Source organism: Veillonella parvula, from assembly GCF_902810435.1.
In the GTDB taxonomy this organism is placed as follows: domain Bacteria; phylum Bacillota; class Negativicutes; order Veillonellales; family Veillonellaceae; genus Veillonella.
Genome location: NZ_LR778174.1, coordinates 856,555 through 874,337, shown reverse-complemented (window position 1 = coordinate 874,337; position 17,783 = coordinate 856,555). Strand labels below are relative to the sequence as shown.

Sequence of the window (17,783 nt, the reverse complement as noted above, 5' to 3'; positions counted from 1 at the left end):
CCGTATTAAACACCATATAATGTCTAATACGACCAAATCTAAACGTTTCTGACCATATACGGACAAAACTTCGGATATTCTATTATTAACAAATATACTTTAGGATTTTATGTTGCTACTTCAATTCATCTCTTAACGGTATAACTTCATCAGACAAACATACTTCCCATGCTTCTATCATGTGTTGAGGGTATGAAAATGGATCAGAATCGGGGTGTTGTTGTACATATACAGGATAGTTAGCACTGCCTACTATTCTATTTTTATTGTATATATCTTCACCTAGTGTAGATTGATTTACAGAAACCATAAGTTCATCCTGATTAACACACCATGTTGATGCAAAGGATTCAACAATAGAGTCATAAGCTTTAGTAAAATATTCTCTTTTTATTTTCAATAGATTACTATCTTTATCTATCACCTGTGTATCAATATCATCAAGAATATGTTTATAAATAGTACGGACTGATTCACTCTTATTCAACTTTGTTAAAGCATCTTCAATTTTTGCACGAGTATCTTGACTGTTCGCCTCATATTCACTTAATAAAGCATCTATATAGCTTTTATCAACAGTATATGTCTGTACTGTACTAGAATCAAAGAAATCAATTAATTCAATACCAGGTTCATTCTTATCATCAGGTTTTAAGGATGCTTTTATCGTATTATATAAGCCAATATTGTCTTCTATAATTGCAATCTTTTTAGAAAAGGTACCATGTTTGTCATTATCAAGTTCTATGTTAAAGTCATCATATGAGGCAATAGCACGATAAGCTTTATTTAAATCCTGGAAGCACTTCACAAAGTTAATTCGATCTGAAACGGGAGCATATTCAGTAATAGGATTATTTGAATTTATAGCCTCTAATTTTACTAAAGCTGTATATGCAGCATTAAACTTCTTTTTAGATTCTTCATATGTTGGGTAGATCAAACTACTATTATTATTCGTTTGAGAATACAACCGAGTTGCTGCATATACATGTTCCTTCATCGTCGCAGGTTTTCTAAAGGTTGTAATCAAACCTTTATCTTTTCCTTTATATGTTCGATTAGTTCTAGAAAACGCTTGTATGAGTCCAGCATATTGTAAGTTCCGATCTACAAACAAGGTTTGACATCTAGGAGCATCAAATCCTGTTAATAATCGATCTACAACAATAACTAAATCTAAATGTTTACCAAATTCTTTAAACTCACCCTTTTTACGCGCTAGCCTATTGTTAATGTCACCATTATAACGATTAATACTTTCAATAGACCAAGAGGTCCCAAACATCTGATTATACTCATCAATAATCTCAGCCATTTCAGTTTCTTTTAATGCTGAATCCTTTGTATTTTCCTCTAAAGAGTATGTAATTGCCACACGTGGAAAATCTGGATCATTCATAACCGCACCCTGGCGCAAAGGATTATTGGGAAACTGTGTTTCTAACCAGTTCTTATGGGCTGTAAATTTCTTAATTGCCTTATAATAACGCTTCGCCATATCAATAGAACTAGTTGTCAAAATAGCAGACATTGTTGGCTTACCATCTTTGAATACAAATTTACTATATGCATTGTTAGGGCTTAAAATTTTGCGAATTACAGATTGAATATGGTCATCTGACTCATAATGTGTACTCTGTAAATATTGCTCTTTATCAATATCCTTCATAGATTCAATAGTGGACACTAGCTCCTCATCGGTATAATTGATATTTTTTTCTTCCGAACGCATTGCTCGGTACACTACATTCGCCAGTTCATCCTGATGTATAGTAGATTCATGTTCTACCTGAAATCCCAATACAGATCCATCTTCAAGCGCATTTTTTATAGTATATCGATGTAAAACTTCTCCATATTGATCATGTGTAGTGCGGGCATATTGACCATCAGAACTCTTTTTATTCTCCTCAAAAATAGGTGTACCTGTAAATCCAAACCATGTCGATTTTGGAAATACTTTTTTAATATCATCCATATTTTGAGCACTAATAGCTCTATGACATTCATCAACAATAAATACAATATGTTTTCCTCGAAGGTTAGCAAGTCTTCCTGGTTCTTTTTCTTGCAAGTATTCAACAGCCTTATTTAGTTTTTGGCGTGTAGTCACAATTACTACATTAGAACTTGAATCCTGTTTAAGAGCATTTGAAAGCTCCTTGGTATTCCCCGTACCGACTATAAGTGTATTTTTGTTAGTATTTACACCTGTTGAGTAAGCAGAGGCAAATTTAGTAAACTCTGATGTCGTTTGATTATCTAAATCTTTTCTATCTAACAGCATAATAGTTCTATCTATCCCACTCTTTTGGGCAAGTAGTTTTGTAGATACAAAACTAGTTATAGTCTTACCTGAACCAGTTGCATGCCAAATATAACCAGATTGATGTTTACTTGCAGCCTCAAAAATTGCTTCTATAGCATGAATTTGGTATGGGTGTAAGACCATTAATATCTTACTGCTTACTTCTTCACTAAGAATCATATATTCAGATACTAATTCATGAGCTCTTGGAATATTTAATACCTGCTTTGCAAACTCATTAATATTCTCAACTCTTGTGTTATCTCGAGTTCGCCAACCAAACATAAATTTATCTTGTAACTCACCTTTTGGAGCAGCAGCCATATATCGAGTCGTTTGTTCATTAGACATAACATATAGCTGTAGCGTTTGGAATATAGTATTTGAAAATGTCCCTTCATCAATATATTTTTCTATTTGATAATAGGCTTGCTTAACCCCATCCTTTGCTATGGCTGTTTTTAATTCTATTTGAATAATCGGCAGACCACCTATCAATAAAGTAATATCAAATCGACGACTTCGTTCTTCTAAGTTAGATTTATTTTTTGCAATTTGATGTACTATTTCATAAGAAGAAAAGCCACCATTTTTTTCAATACTAGAATAAATAATTAACTCTATACGCCCTAAACCATTATCTCTTTCCAGAACAACTGAACACTTTCCCTTTTCACCACGCAGCCATTTTGCGGCTTCAAAAGGCGTTTTAGTATTTGCCAATATTTCTGATCGAATTCGCTTAAACTCACTATCAGTTAACATATTATCATTAAGTTCACTTTTATTTCGAATCTCAATAATATTACGTAAATTGTTCCATAAATCTTCTTCTGTTTTTAAATCCGAACGAAAAGTCCATTGTCCATGTTGTGCACAAAGTAAATCAATTAGATTTTGTTCGAGCTGAGCTTCTTTTGTATTATTTAATTTCCCCATATAGTTATCCCTGTAATTCTATACAAACATTTTTTGAAGCAAGCCTTTTTTTACTTCTTGTAACCTTTCTAACTTACGCTGATGAAGGGTAATAATACTATCCATCTTCTCAAAAAGAGTCGAAATCTCTTTTTGTTCATTAAGCAGAGGAAATGTTAAATTAACTTCTTGTAAATCGGAATTATGTAAATGAACTACTGACTTTCCTTGAGCTCGTTTACTCAACTCTTTTTGTTGTTCTCCATTTGAGATAGTCAGAGCTAAAAATGTTGGATCCAATAAATGATTTACTTTAATTACATTCAAATCACCACCAATAATAACTCCTTGATCTTTAACAACTGAAGCACGAGAAATATCTTCTACAGTTTCACCTGATGCTGGAACTATTACTTCATCGCCTTGACTAATAACTGATTTATCTTTTAATTCAACAAATGTATCTACATTCCTAATAGTGGTTTCATAATTTGTATAAAGACGACCATATAGGATAATTGGATCTCCAGACGGTGCTAAATCTGATTTAGAATAGCCATTACCTTTTGAGAATGTAGCTATATCTCCTAACTTACGCTGTTCCCAAGCATCAGTAAATCCTTTAAATCTAACCCCTGGAATTTGACTTCCATTTCTTGGAAATAATTTTTGTAACAATGATTTTTTAGCTAAATTGAGCTTTTTAAGCTTACACTGATGAAGGGTAATATTTTTACTCAATAGGCTTAATAGGGTTCCTATTTTCTTCTGTTCCTCAATATTAGGAACTAAAAGTTCCTTATTTAAGAAATGATTATGATCTAATTTATTTGATGAATTTCCTGATGATGTAATAGATTTTGCCAATATAGGAGCCATCACTCGTTCAAGTTGAATCGCATATTTCCAAAAATCTAAATCATATTCGGTAATAGGTCTATAAATGGGAAATAGCTCTGAAATGATACCAGTACCTATATCATTTAATACAAATCGACCAAATTTAAATTCATTATTTGGATGTCCCTCAAAAGCTATATCTCCTTTTTTCATCACATAGGTACGTGTATCTAAATTATTTGATTGTACTTTATCAGGATCCTGAAAATACATCTTTGCAACAGAAATCCATTTATCCCGCCCTAAAGTTCCATCATTACGTTCATTTACACGTTTATATAAATCCCCTAACTTACGCTGTTCCCAATCTTCAGTAAATCCCCTAAATCGTATTCTTGGTTTATTTGCCATAATTAAATACCTCAAGTACACCATTTAACCAATCTTTATCTTCATCAGTACAATCTAACTGAAGAAGCATATCATAAATCTCTTTTTCTAATTTTGCTTCTTCTTCCTTAATAGCTTTCATCTCTTTGCCAAGTACAACCATGTCAATAGGAGCTTCTTCTTCAAAGGTATCAACATAGCGTGGAATATTTAGGTTAAAATCATTTTCTTTAATTTCTTTAAATGGTGCTAAATAAGAGTACTTTTCAATACTTTCACGATTTTTATAAGTATCAACAATGCGTTTTATGTGCTCTGGTTCTAATTTATTCTGATTTTTGAATTTTGTGAAATCATTGCTTGCATCAATAAATAACACATCACGTCCTGGGCGATTCTTTTTAAGAATAATTACAGTAGTCGGTATAGATGTTCCAAAAAATAGATTTGCAGGCATCCCAATCACCGCATAAATACTTCCATCTTCTAATAATTTTTTTCGAATTATACCTTCTGCTGCCCCTCTAAACAAAACCCCATGTGGCAAAACAATTGCCATGGTACCAGATGTTTTTAAATGGTAAAACCCATGTAAGAGAAAAGCAAAATCAGCTTTAGATTTAGGTGCTAACTTTCCATAACGGTTAAAACGTGCATCATCCATAAATGTAGGATCTGCAGACCACTTTGCAGAGTATGGTGGATTCATAACTACAGAATCAAACATATACGGCTCATCTGTCGGCCAGTCTTTATTTAGTGTATCCCCATTATGTAGACGTTGATCTTCAGCATTTACTTCATGAAGAATAAGATTCATGCGTGCAAGATTATATGTAGTTACGTTAAGTTCTTGTCCATGGTATTGTACACGATCCGGATTATTTGAATACTTACGTACATTTAGCATCAATGAACCAGAACCCATTGTAGGGTCGTATACAGTAAACGATGGTGTATCCTCTTGTCCAATTGTTACAATTTGAGCCATCATATCAGATACTTGTTGGGGGGTGTAAAACTCACCTGCTTTTTTACCTGATCCAGCAGCAAATTCACCAATCAGATATTCATATGCATCGCCAATCACATCACCATCATGACCTAACACATCAACTTCATCTAGTTTTTTAATAACTTCACTAATTGTAATATTTCGTTGATTCGCATCTACACCAAGTTGTTTTGAATCTAAATCAATATCATCAAATAAACCTTCGAACTGTTTGTATGCCGTTTCCAATCGTACAAAAGCATTTCTCAAATGAACCAATTCAAAAGAGTTATCCTTAACAGAATTAGCAAGCTCACTAAAAAGATATTGTGGTTCTATATGATACCCTAACGTATCTGACATAGTCGCAATAAAAAACGCTTTGCTTTTATCATTTAAAATATAAGATTTATACAATTCTGTTTGCTTTGCTACTGTATTATATTCATCAAGGGATTTATAAGCTTTTACAACTGTAGACTCTAATAATTTATCAGATAAATATTTATAAAAAATTAGCCCTAAAAGATAATCTTTATATTGATCAGCACTCATCTTACCTCGTAAATTATCAGCAGCACTAAATAATTTTTGATTTAATTCGGCACCCATAATATCTCCTAATTTTTCATGATTTATTCATAGTAATTAATTTTATTCTACTACAAAAAATGCCACATATAAACACTTTACTAGAGTAATAGTGTTTATATGTGGTAAAACTTACATATATATTTTCATAAATTAAATTTGGAATCAAGTCAAAATTATATGTGAGGTTGACTATTTTTCCCTTATTTTACAGATGAGTTTTCATATATACCTTTAGGCATAGCTCCCATCCCAGCTTGGCTTTTAGCGTATTTATCTTTGTCATTTGCATTGTCTACATATTGAACTATATCACGCAAGTCTTTTGCTGGTGTTTTATAATCTAAATCAGCCATTATAAAGTGAGTATATAAATATTTATCATCATATAGCGATTGAATGTACATTCTAGATTGAGATCGTTCTACTTCCATATAGATAGCAGGAGTGGCATCATTCCAAACCGTTGCATATTGAATTGGCTTAAAATCGGAATATGGCTTATGCATAATGAAGAATCGTATCAATTTATAATTAATTTGATGACGATTAGTCAACTCTTCCGGTTTTAATTCTCTCACCATAATACCTTCACGATATTTTTTACCATCATAGATATAAATTGCATCATTATCAGGGCCATGATGCACTAAATCACTTGATTTTAAAGTTTGGAAAGTAAATCCATTAATAGTTATGGGTTTAGTTTTTGAAAGTATTTGATTTGCAGGTTCAATAGAAGGTAGTACATAATTAACTAATGGTGACATTAGCTCTTTATACACGTATTCCTGATCATGTGTCTTTAATAGCTCTAATTCCTTTTTCTTAATCAAATCATAGCTAATATGATAAGACAGCGAAGGATCAGCTTTCACACCAAAGTTAATAGCCCCTTCTAAAGCTCCACTTTTAATCTGCCCAATCTCCCATGTAGCATTTCTAACAGTAGGATACGAGAACGAATTTTCTTTAACTTGACTTTCACCACTCTTACGAACAGTATAATGTATATTGCCTTCAATTAAGCGGAAATTTCCTTTTTGAACATCTGTAGTTAATGGGTCCCCTTTTATAGTTTTACCGAACTGGCTACTCTCTGGTATAGTAAATTTAATATTTGCCCCATTATCCTTAAGAATAAAAACAGAAGAAGACTGTTTTGTAGAATGATACAATTCTTTTGTAAAGTATAGTAACTCATCTAGTGTCCATTTTTTAGAGCCATTATTGTTATATTCATCTCGTATCTGATTAGCTATAATATTTTCAGTCTTTTGGACTTCATTACCAGTCTTACGATAGTTCTGATAGGCATCTTTTGCTACTGTAGGATCTGCACCTGGTATATTAATATCAATCGCATGACTTCCCAACGTAACACAGCTTAAACATAGTGCAGCCATCAATACACGTTTCATAATAGACTCTCATCCTTTCACATAATGCCTCTCAAATAGTATATATGTATAGAATATCATATTTTATTTGACTCATAGTAGTATAATATAAATATATGAACAAGGAGGTAATTACTATGAAATTTACAAAACGTATACTCATCATGACTGCTTTAGCCGTAACCGCTGTTGTATCTACTGGATTTGCTTACGATTATGTATGCAATAACTCTCAGTACAATTGCAACACTAACACACAATACAACTCCGATAACAATACGAACAATACTAACTATGCACCAGGCACCAATAACAACCAAAATTATTGCGGTCCAAACTCTAATACTAGAGGATGCGGCGGATTTAGAAGATAATATGGTAAATACGATAAAGGCCTATAGTACTAAAAATGTACTATAGGCTTTTGTCGTATATTACAAGAATACTATTTAATTCATCAAAATACAGTTAGGATCAATATAGCAACATACTTTTATCAGGAGTTCATTCTGTTAAAGTATTCAATGGCTTTTGGTGTAAAACCAATATAGGTATTACCAGCTGCGTACGGTCCTAGTTCATATGGTTGGTAAACTAGATCAATGTTCCCCTTACCACGTAAGCAATAGTTATCGGTTACATATTTTACACTCCATCCACTTGGAATATAGCTCTTTATATGATTACCTGTATAATAACTTAATACATGGGATCGTAAACCGTTATCCAATTGTGCTGCATTCGCAATTTTTATATAGTTATATAATGGAATGCGTTGACCTGTTACTTTATTATATACAAGACCTCTTGTATTATACATACCATGAGCAGCTCCGGCGTAGTAATAATAGGTAGTTAGTAGGATTGAAACAACTTGACTATCCTCATAGGTAACCTTATAGTTTTGAGAAACTTGATAAATATGTTGGTTATAATACATATCCTTTGCTTCAAGTACATAATTTGCGATGTCTGTATTAATCGCTTTTTGTGCAAACATATTATTAGTATAAACCAATGGATAGTTTAACTTCATATTTACATCGGATTGACTACCTGTAACAACAGTTGCATAGGTAGGTACAGCCAACATAACACCTAACAAAGAGGTCACACATAGCTTTTTAAACATTCCCATAATAATGTCTCCTTTTAACAAACACCTTCAAATAGATTCATTACTGTGTTACTTCTACAGGCTATGATAAAACTCCTCTTTTTCTATTTCATATTTCTAATAGTTTATTTCACTTTATAAAACAGCTAAAATGATCCGGTATTTTACTCTTAAATACAAATGTAGCTATATCATACTTTTACCATACAAAAAAGGACCCTCCAAAGAGAGTCCTTAATCTGTATTGTTATGCTATTATGCGTTTTTAGCTACTTCCATAAACTCATTTATCTTATTTCTTATGAAGAGTCATATTTTCAAAAGCTATACCATAAGCTTCTTTAAAGATATAATTACCTACAACATATTTAGGATCACGCAAAGCTACATCAACGTATTGTTGTGGAATATTACCGAAATTCCCCAAAGCCACACCTTCATAATTAAAATCCTCCACACTATTTATTGTTAATTTCATGCCAGAGCTAGCTTGTTTAGCATATATGAGAAGTGAATAGTCTTGTGCATACTGTGGAGTACGTAATACGCTGGCTACAGAATGGTTTATATCATAACGATAAGTAACTAAAACCTTGTGAATATATGAGTTAGTTCTACGACTATTATTATTTTCAACCTCATATACAACTGCCTGTGCTTTATAAATAAACTCATTTTCTTCTACTCTTTTAATGGAACTTTTATCTACAAAATACGTAATAGCATTTTCTCCTGTAAGAATAGGAACATTATTCTTATCATTTTTAATAGCTTCCATCGATATAGCTTGGATCTGTAATGGTATTACTATACATACTAACAATAACATAGAAAATAATTTTTTCATTATTTTAATTCCCCTCTTTCAATATTTATTACACACATGATATCTATAGGATATCATATCATATCATATTATATAAGTATTGATAATCCATTACTTTCACCACATAAAAAAGGACCCTCCAAAGAGAGTCCTCAATGTATATGGTTATGCTATTAAGCGTTTTTAGCTACTTCAACAAGTTTAGCGAATGCTGCTGCATCGTTAACTGCCAAGTCAGCCAACATTTTACGGTTTACTTCAACGCCTGCTTTAGCTAAACCAGCGATGAAACGGCTGTAAGTTGTACCGTTGATGCGAGCCGCTGCGTTGATACGAGCGATCCACAATTGACGGAATTCGCGTTTTTTCGCACGACGGTCACGACGAGCGTAGTACAACGCTTTTATTACTGTTTCGTTAGCTTTTTTGAACAAACGGGAACGTGTACCGCGGTAACCTTTAGCTAATTTTAAAATCTTTTTATGACGTGCATGAGCTGTAACGCCCTTTTTCACTCTTGCCATTGTATATTCCTCCTAAATTACGATGTATCGATCTAATAGTTAACGATTAAGCGTATGGTAAGCATTTAGCTACGCGTTTGTGGTCAGCTTTTGCAACCAATGTAGCTTTACGTAAATTACGTTTACGAGCTGGAGATTTTTTCTCAAGAATGTGGCTTTTGAAAGCTTTCGCACGCTTGAATTCACCAGTACCAGTTACTGCGAAACGTTTAGCCGCTGCGCGACGAGTTTTAATTTTTGGCATAATATAATCCTCCCAATACCTTATTTACTTACTAAAATCATGGTCATGTTACGACCTTCTAATTTAGCTGCTTTTTCAATAGACGCCGTTTCTTTGAGTTCTTCAGCAAAACGTGTCAACACTGCCATGCCTAGTTCTGGATGTGAAAGTTCACGACCGCGGAACATGATAGTTACTTTTACTTTGTTACCTTCAGCCAAGAATTTGGATGCATTTTTCATTTTTACGTAAAAGTCATGGTCTTCAATATGTGGACGTAATTTGACTTCTTTCAAAGTTACGATTTTTTGTTTCTTTTTCGCTTCTTTCTCGCGTTTTTGTTGTTCATAACGATATTTACCGTAGTTCATAATGCGAGCTACTGGTGGTTTAGCGTTAGGTGCAATTTCCACAAGATCAAGATGCTGTTCTTCAGCCAATGCCAAAGCCTCACGGCCAGACATAATACCGATTTGTTCGTTTTCAGGACCTACGACACGAAGTTCACGAGCACGAATCTCTTCATTAATGCGTGGTGTATCCTTGCTAATAGCGTTCACCTCCAAGAGAATAAAAAAAACGGACGGCAAACACCATCCGAATAGAATTCTCTATATTAACCTCATACTTCTTGGTATTAGGTGAGTGGCGGATGGCCTCTGCTTCATAAATCACTTAATTATAATAACAAATTAGATAGTGAAAGTCAACAACAATCTTAAGTTGCTCTCAGCAATTTATTATTACAACTCTTTTAGTATAACAGAGATTATAAGTTCTGTATATAGGCATACTTACTGACACCTATCCCCCTTTATGTATACAATATTTCTATAATATGATTATTAATTCTATAGAAAAATACGATACAATAATATATATAATATATTCTACCTAGCAAGGTATTATCTAACTACATATTATCTAACTGGGTATTATTTAAGTGAGTATTATCTAGCTATGTATTATCTAACTAGATATTATTTAACTGATTATTATCTAACTAAACATTATCTAACTAAGTATTATACAGTAATAGGTATTACACAAACTGAAAGGGGTTTTATTATGAGTGTAACAACTAGCTTGCCTCCTCAAAAGGCTCGTACAACAATTCAAAATATAGGTCTTATTCTTGCCTTTATTGTTTTAGGTAGCATTTTATTATTACCTACACCAGAGACATTATCTACCGGTGGTCATCGCATGATTGGTGTCCTCGCCTTTGCTATCATCTTGTGGATGACATCGGCTGTATCCTATCCGGTAAGTGCGACCATGATTACAGCACTCACTGCCTTATTACTAGGTTTCTCTCCAAATCCAGAAGCGCCAGCGAAAGCTATGGGCACAGCCAATGCCTTAAAACTGATTATTTCAGGTTATTCTTCCCCTGCGATGATTCTCGTAGGTGCAGCTATGTTTATTTCCGTGGCTATGCGTAAAACAGGTCTCGATCGTCGCATAGCTATGCTCGTATTATCTAGTGTAGGTACAAAGGTTAGCCGTATCTATTTAGGTGTTATTATTACAGGTCTTATTCTAGCCTTCTTTGTGCCAAGTGCAACGGCTCGTATCGCTTGTTTGGCTCCAATTATTATCGGTATCGTCGAAAACTTAGGTATTGAACGTAAAAGCCGTGTAGCAGCCCTACTCATGGTAGGTGCCGTACAAGCAGATACATTTTGGAATATTATGATTCAAACAGCAGCCGCTCAAAACCTCGTAGCTGTTGGATTTATGCAAACACAGATGAACACATCGGTAAGCTGGATTGATTGGCTCACAGCAGCTGCACCGTTCTCCATAATTATGGCTATCATTACCTACTTTGTAACGCAAGCTTTTATCAAACCAGAGTTTAAAGAGCTCGTTGGCGGTGATGTACAACTCGCTAAAATGCGTAAAGAAATCGGTCCAATGACATTTGATGAAAAGAAACTGTTATGCATCTCTATTGGTTTATTAGTATTGTGGGCCACAGGAGGTAAACTACACTCTATCGATACTACAACAACTACGATTATAGCAATTGCCTTATTCTTCTTCCCTAAAATTGGTATTATGGACTGGAAGTTTGCACAGCCAAATATCGACTGGGGATCGATTGTTATGTTTGGAGCTGGTATAGGACTGGGTTCCGTATTACTTAAAACAAAAGCTGCTACTTGGCTCGCACAGGTATTTGTAAATGCCTTCTCCCTTGAAACAGCAAGCGTGTTCCTTTTGATTGCTATTATGGCTGCCTTCCTGATTTTAATCCATCTTGGATTTGCTTCAGCTACAGCCCTTTCCTCTGCCATGATTCCTATCGTAATCTCTATAGTTATGGGACATTCCGCAGAAGGACTTAATCCACTTGGCGTAACAATGCTCATGCAATATGCAATCTGCTTCGGTTTAGTATTACCAGTAAACTCTCCACAAGGCATGGTAGCTTACGGTACAGATACATTCGATGTAAAAACATTTATGACTACAGGTATTCCATTAACCATCATCGGTTATATAATGATGCTCGTATTTGCACTTACATACTGGCACTGGATCGGAATTGCTTAAGTCTAAATATTCTAAATAGACCAAATATTCTAGATAATTCTAATATTTTAAATTAAACATACTATAAAAGGCTCTGTCTTATGACAGAGCCTCTTGATTTTTATATGCCTTTCAATATAAAACGTCTATGTTCTTTTCAATGTAAAGCTTTCACAGATATTTATTTATTCTAATTCCTTACCTTTTAGTTCAGGAATTAAGAATACAGTTGCTAAAATATCGATTACATAGATAATCGCGAGGAAAGCGATTGCCACTTGATAAGAGTACAATGAGATAATCATACCTACTACCATTGGGCTAAAGCCACCTACGGCACGACCGATGTTAAATAATACGTTTTGAGCTGTTGCACGAGCACTTGTTGGGTATGCTTCCGCCATTAAGGCACCGTAGCCACCCATCATACCATTTACAGAGGCCCCTAATATAGCACCGGCAAATAGCATAGCTGTTGGATCAGATAGTTGAGAGTAAATCAAGATAGATGCCACAGCACATATTTGGAACAAAATAAATGTCGGTTTACGACCAATTTTATCAGCCAATCGTCCGAATAACCAAATGCCGACCATCATACCACATACAGTTACGGCAGTCCACAAACCCGATTTTGTAAGGGAAAACCCTAATTGCTTACTCAAAAAGTTAGGCAACCAAATCATAATACCGTAATAACCAAAGTTTTGAACAGATGTTAAAATAGCAACACCTATAGAGGTCTTTGTAGTTCTTACATCTTTTACTAATAACTTGAATGAGTTCGTATGGGAGTGTTCTTTAATTTCTTTACTTTGAACAAAGATTTCTGGTTCATGTAATTTCGCACGGAAGAACCAGGCTACAAAGGCAGGAATAATACCAACCATGAACATACCACGCCAGCCAATATAAGGAAGTAATACGGGCGTTAACAGTGCTGCGGCCAATACGCCTAACTGCCAGCCGATGGCAACATAGCTCGTCGCTTTTGCACGGTGTTGTGCAGGCCAGGCTTCAGCTGCTAAGGCCATACCAATACCAAATTCACCGCCTAAGCCGATACCGGCAATTGTACGATATATGAGAAGATCCCAATACCCTTGTGCAAAAGCACATAGGCCAGTGAATACAGCAAATAATACAATAGTCCATGTCAACACACGAACACGACCAAACTTATCTGACAAGGTACCAAAGATAAAACCACCAATTACAGCACCTACCAAGGTCCACGTCACAAGGGAACCTGCTTGACCTGTGGTCAAACCTAAGTCCCCTGAAATTAAGCTCAACATAAAGCCGAGAATCAAGAGATCAAACCCATCCATGGCATAGCCAATAGAGGAACCAATAACAGCTTTCCAACCGTATGAATTTACTTTTTTCATAGTCATTTCCTTTCGCTACTCACAGGTAACAATTAAAGCGAATATAATACAAAATCCCCCTCTTATAATCTCATCACTATTAAATTATACAGACTAATTTAAATTGTGCAAGATGTGAGGGGGATTTATAACATTATAATTACTAGGAGAGTAAATAATTAGTTGCGTTCTTTAATTTCAGTTTTAATAGAATTGAAGAATTCTTCGAATGGTACGGAGCCCAATTCGTCACCACCGTGTTTACGAACGTTAACTGTGCCTTCTTCGACCTCTTTATCACCCACAACAAGCATGTATGGAACCTTTGCCATTTGTGCTTGGCGGATTTTATAACCGATTTTTTCGCTGCGGTCGTCTACTTCCACACGTACATAGTCACGGTGCATTTGTTTTGCCAAGTCCTTAGCATATTCAACGTGTTTTTCAGAGATAGGCAAGATTTTAACTTGTACAGGAGCCATCCATGTTGGGAATGCACCTGCATAGTGTTCAGTTAAGATACCGATAAAACGTTCCATGGAGCCGAAGCATGCACGGTGAATCATAATAGGGCGATGTTTTTGACCATCTTCGCCAACATATTCAATTTGGAAACGTTCTGGCAAGTTCATATCCAATTGGATAGTACCACATTGCCATGTACGGCCCAAGGAGTCTTCAATATGGTAGTCAAGTTTAGGACCGTAGAATGCACCATCACCAGGGTTAATTACGTATGGAATGCCTTTTGCTTCGATAGCATTACGCAATGCTTCTGTAGCGGCTTCCCAAATCGCATCATCCCCCATAGCATTGTCTGGTTTAGTGGATAATTCCACATGGTACTTCAAGCCAAATTGGCTATAAATGCGGTCGAATAATTCGATAACTTTCATCAACTCAGATTGCATTTGGGATGGCAACATAAATACGTGAGCATCGTCTTGTGTGAAAGCACGTACCCGGAACAAGCCGTGTAATGCACCAGATAATTCATGACGGTGAACTAGGCCAAGTTCAGCGTAACGCAATGGGAAGTCACGGTAAGAGTGCATTTCGTTTTGGTAAACCAAGATACCGCCTGGGCAGTTCATAGGTTTAATTGCATATTCTTCTTCGTCGATAATTGTAGTGTACATATTTTCACGGTAATGGAACCAGTGACCAGATGTTTCCCACAATTGTTTGTTCAAGATGATTGGTGTACGGATTTCTTCGTATTCAAATTCATGGTGAACTTCGCGCCAGAAGTTTTCTAATTCGTTGCGAAGAGCCATGCCTTTTGGCAAGAAGAATGGGAAACCAGGACCTTCTTCTTTGATAACAAACAAGCCAAGTTCTTTACCAAGTTTACGATGATCCCGTTTAGCTGCTTCTTCAAGCAAGTGAAGGTATGCGTCAAGTTCTTCTTTCTTTTCAAATGCAGTACCGTAAATACGTTGCAACATTTTGTTCTTTTCATCGCCACGCCAGTATGCACCTGCAATGCTTTGTAATTTAAAAGCTTTCACTTTACCAGTGGATGCCACGTGAGGTCCTGCGCAAAGATCAATGAAATCGCCTTGAGAATAGCAAGAGATTACAGCATCTTCAGGAAGATCTTGAATCAATTCTACCTTGTAATCTTCATTTTTAGCTTTAAAGAATTCGATAGCTTCTTGACGAGGCATAACGGATTTAGTAATCGGTAAATTTTCTTTTACAATACGACTCATTTCCTTTTCGATTTTACCCAAATCTTCAGGAGTCAAAGTATGTTCCATATCGATATCATAGTAGAAACCCTTATCGATAGCAGGTCCGATAGCCAATTTAGCTTCAGGCCATAAACGTTTAACCGCTTGTGCCAAGATATGAGAAGCTGTATGGCGCAAAGTATGTTTGCCCCCTTCGTCTTCGAATGTTAAGAACGCAACTTCAGAGCCATCTACAAGTTCTTTGCGAAGGTCTGTTAATTCGCCATTTACGTTTGCAGCTAGTACTTTTTTAGCCAAGCTATTAGATAATTGTTTTACTGCTTCCCCAAGAGTAGTGCCAGCAGCGTATTCCTTTGCACTACCATCAGGTAAAATGATTTTTACATCTGCCATTTTTCTTTCCTCCAATTTATAAACTAGGATAGCTTTGATTTTCTACTTTCACCAATATACCTACTTACCACACAATACATAAACATTGAGTAATTAGCTTGTAGAAATTGGGTAATAAAAAAAGACCTTCTATCCCTACAAACAAGGGACGAAGATCATTCGCGGTTCCACCCTAGTTAACTACCTATACCAATATATGTGTATAGTTAATTCACTTCATTAAGCCCGATAACGGTGGCGGCCGTATTTGCCTACTTAGGTTCGACAAATCAGTTTAAAGGGGGTAACTCTAATATATGTGTAAGGCATTTCCAGCATCTGCCTCTCTCTGGTACACAGGGATAAAAGAATCATGTCCTTTGCATCACTTTTACTAGATTATAGTATCATAGAGGACTAAAAAATTCAATACAGTTTAACTGTAAATTTCTTGAAAACTATAAACTGTAATTTTTTAAATCCATAAATTGTAAATCTTCTCTTCATTTATATTGATACATTTATATTTTAAAGAAAACGGCCCGAGAATGATATGGCCCCACTTTACTAGACAACCAGTAAAGGCGGAACATATCAGAATCTCGAGCCATTTTATATACTTTATTTGTATATTAACGTTTGAAGTTTGTAGACAACATAGCACCAATTACTTTTTCCAATTTGCTAGTAGAAAGGTCTGGACCTTTGTAGAGTGTTAAGAGCACGTCATTAGAGTTATCTTGTTTAGATACCATCATAACACCGCTACCACGAGCACCGTTATCATCGTAATCTTTCGCTACAATAACAAGGTTCAAATAATGGTCCTTCATGTATGTATACACCTTACTTGTACGCGCAGAGGAACCAATCATTTTTGCCATGTTCATACCACGGTTGAATACGATAGTATTGGCATTATGTGGATTTGCCGCTAATTGTTGCTTCTCTTCCTCATTTAGAGGCATGAGATTTACCATGAGGGAGTCACCCATCTTGCCACGGAACATGGCTGGCATCGTTTCGCGCACATCATCAGGAATGCCTGTGTCAGCAGTCAACTTCAATTCCTTAGGCACGGTCATGTATAAAACGCCCTTGCTATTGCGTCCCACCTCTGTAGTACTGAGATCTACAGCGCTAAGCATAATGGAGTCTTTAATGGTTGCCACTTGATTAGCCAATGGTTTTTCAGGAACGCCACGGCTCGCCAATTGTACATCGCCAGATTTAGTTTTCTTCAATGTTTCCACGTTCCAGCTTGCACCTTTTTTATCTGCATCGCTAGCTTCTGTGAAAGCATTCGCCCCGTCTTTTGTGCCTACATATACATACGTTTGAGCCGGGATGATTGTATCTGGTGCGCCAGACTTATTAAAAGCCGCACCGTATACCACATTAGGAATCACAGTAGAACCAATTTGTAAATTGTTGTTAGTTTGGCTTTCAACATCAAAATTGATATTCCCTGTGAAAGTCATATCAGGGCCATGGTTGATAACAACCACATCCCCTGCTTGAGGAATGATTACAGGGCCTACAGGACCCGCCATAGCTACACCTGCCATAGATACTCCAAGGCAAGCTGTTAATAATGTGCGTTTCAAAATAGATTGTTTCATAGATATACTCTCATTTCTCTACAATTCGTATACATTTAATATAATTG

14 protein-coding genes and 1 other annotated feature are annotated in these 17,783 nt (G+C 35.5%); of the genes, 2 read left to right on the top strand and 12 right to left on the bottom strand.

Going from position 1 to position 17,783, the window contains the following annotated elements:
* Positions 1 to 115: 115 nt before the first annotated feature.
* The 4 genes from FNLLGLLA_RS03850 to FNLLGLLA_RS03835 all read right to left on the bottom strand — a co-directional run bounded on the left by FNLLGLLA_RS03850 (position 116) and on the right by FNLLGLLA_RS03835 (position 7,465).
* On the bottom strand, positions 116 to 3,250 hold the full coding sequence (locus tag FNLLGLLA_RS03850) for a type I restriction endonuclease subunit R (protein WP_156697613.1): 3,135 nt from the start codon (positions 3,248 to 3,250) through the stop codon (positions 116 to 118).
* Between the two features lie 18 nt (positions 3,251 to 3,268).
* Entirely contained in the window at positions 3,269 to 4,480 is a 1,212-nt protein-coding gene (locus FNLLGLLA_RS03845) for a restriction endonuclease subunit S (protein WP_174892260.1), read from the bottom strand.
* On the bottom strand, positions 4,470 to 6,065 hold the full coding sequence (locus FNLLGLLA_RS03840) for a type I restriction-modification system subunit M (protein WP_156697615.1): 1,596 nt from the start codon (positions 6,063 to 6,065) through the stop codon (positions 4,470 to 4,472). The genes FNLLGLLA_RS03845 and FNLLGLLA_RS03840 overlap by 11 nt, the downstream gene beginning before the upstream one ends.
* A gap of 182 nt (positions 6,066 to 6,247) precedes the next feature.
* Positions 6,248 to 7,465, bottom strand: a complete 1,218-nt coding sequence (locus FNLLGLLA_RS03835) for a hypothetical protein (protein ID WP_156697616.1) — start codon at positions 7,463 to 7,465, stop codon at positions 6,248 to 6,250.
* A gap of 116 nt (positions 7,466 to 7,581) precedes the next feature.
* Here FNLLGLLA_RS03835 and FNLLGLLA_RS03830 point away from each other — a divergent pair, with 116 nt between their 5' ends.
* A complete protein-coding gene (locus tag FNLLGLLA_RS03830; protein WP_038125447.1) occupies positions 7,582 to 7,818 on the top strand; it encodes a hypothetical protein in 237 nt (78 codons plus the stop codon).
* Between the two features lie 122 nt (positions 7,819 to 7,940).
* Here FNLLGLLA_RS03830 and FNLLGLLA_RS03825 read toward each other — a convergent pair whose 3' ends face one another.
* From FNLLGLLA_RS03825 to infC, 5 genes are all read right to left on the bottom strand, one after another.
* Positions 7,941 to 8,582: a PdaC/SigV domain-containing protein gene (locus tag FNLLGLLA_RS03825; RefSeq protein ID WP_156697617.1), complete on the bottom strand. Its 642-nt coding sequence runs from the start codon at positions 8,580 to 8,582 to the stop codon at positions 7,941 to 7,943.
* A gap of 271 nt (positions 8,583 to 8,853) precedes the next feature.
* Positions 8,854 to 9,408: a hypothetical protein gene (locus FNLLGLLA_RS03820; RefSeq protein WP_156697618.1), complete on the bottom strand. Its 555-nt coding sequence runs from the start codon at positions 9,406 to 9,408 to the stop codon at positions 8,854 to 8,856.
* Between the two features lie 152 nt (positions 9,409 to 9,560).
* Entirely contained in the window at positions 9,561 to 9,911 is a 351-nt protein-coding gene (rplT, locus tag FNLLGLLA_RS03815) for a 50S ribosomal protein L20 (RefSeq protein WP_156697619.1), read from the bottom strand.
* 46 nt (positions 9,912 to 9,957) lie between these two features.
* Entirely contained in the window at positions 9,958 to 10,155 is a 198-nt protein-coding gene (rpmI, locus tag FNLLGLLA_RS03810) for a 50S ribosomal protein L35 (protein WP_004696338.1), read from the bottom strand.
* Between the two features lie 20 nt (positions 10,156 to 10,175).
* Positions 10,176 to 10,694: a translation initiation factor IF-3 gene (gene infC, locus FNLLGLLA_RS03805; protein WP_038150063.1), complete on the bottom strand. Its 519-nt coding sequence runs from the start codon at positions 10,692 to 10,694 to the stop codon at positions 10,176 to 10,178.
* A 508-nt stretch (positions 10,695 to 11,202) separates the two neighbouring features.
* Between infC and FNLLGLLA_RS03800 the strand changes: the two genes are divergently transcribed.
* On the top strand, positions 11,203 to 12,696 hold the full coding sequence (locus FNLLGLLA_RS03800) for a DASS family sodium-coupled anion symporter (protein WP_174892259.1): 1,494 nt from the start codon (positions 11,203 to 11,205) through the stop codon (positions 12,694 to 12,696).
* A 164-nt stretch (positions 12,697 to 12,860) separates the two neighbouring features.
* Here FNLLGLLA_RS03800 and FNLLGLLA_RS03795 read toward each other — a convergent pair whose 3' ends face one another.
* The 3 genes from FNLLGLLA_RS03795 to FNLLGLLA_RS03785 form a co-directional block, all read right to left on the bottom strand.
* Positions 12,861 to 14,066 (bottom strand): MFS transporter, encoded by a 1,206-nt coding sequence (locus FNLLGLLA_RS03795; protein WP_156697621.1) that lies wholly within the window; start codon positions 14,064 to 14,066, stop codon positions 12,861 to 12,863.
* Positions 14,067 to 14,224: 158 nt separating this feature from the next.
* Complete coding sequence (gene thrS, locus FNLLGLLA_RS03790; RefSeq protein ID WP_156697622.1) at positions 14,225 to 16,135, bottom strand: threonine--tRNA ligase; 1,911 nt, start codon at positions 16,133 to 16,135, stop codon at positions 14,225 to 14,227.
* A gap of 141 nt (positions 16,136 to 16,276) precedes the next feature.
* Positions 16,277 to 16,509 (bottom strand) — a binding site (T-box leader).
* Between the two features lie 237 nt (positions 16,510 to 16,746).
* Positions 16,747 to 17,736: a hypothetical protein gene (locus FNLLGLLA_RS03785; protein ID WP_156697623.1), complete on the bottom strand. Its 990-nt coding sequence runs from the start codon at positions 17,734 to 17,736 to the stop codon at positions 16,747 to 16,749.
* Positions 17,737 to 17,783: the final 47 nt, after the last annotated feature.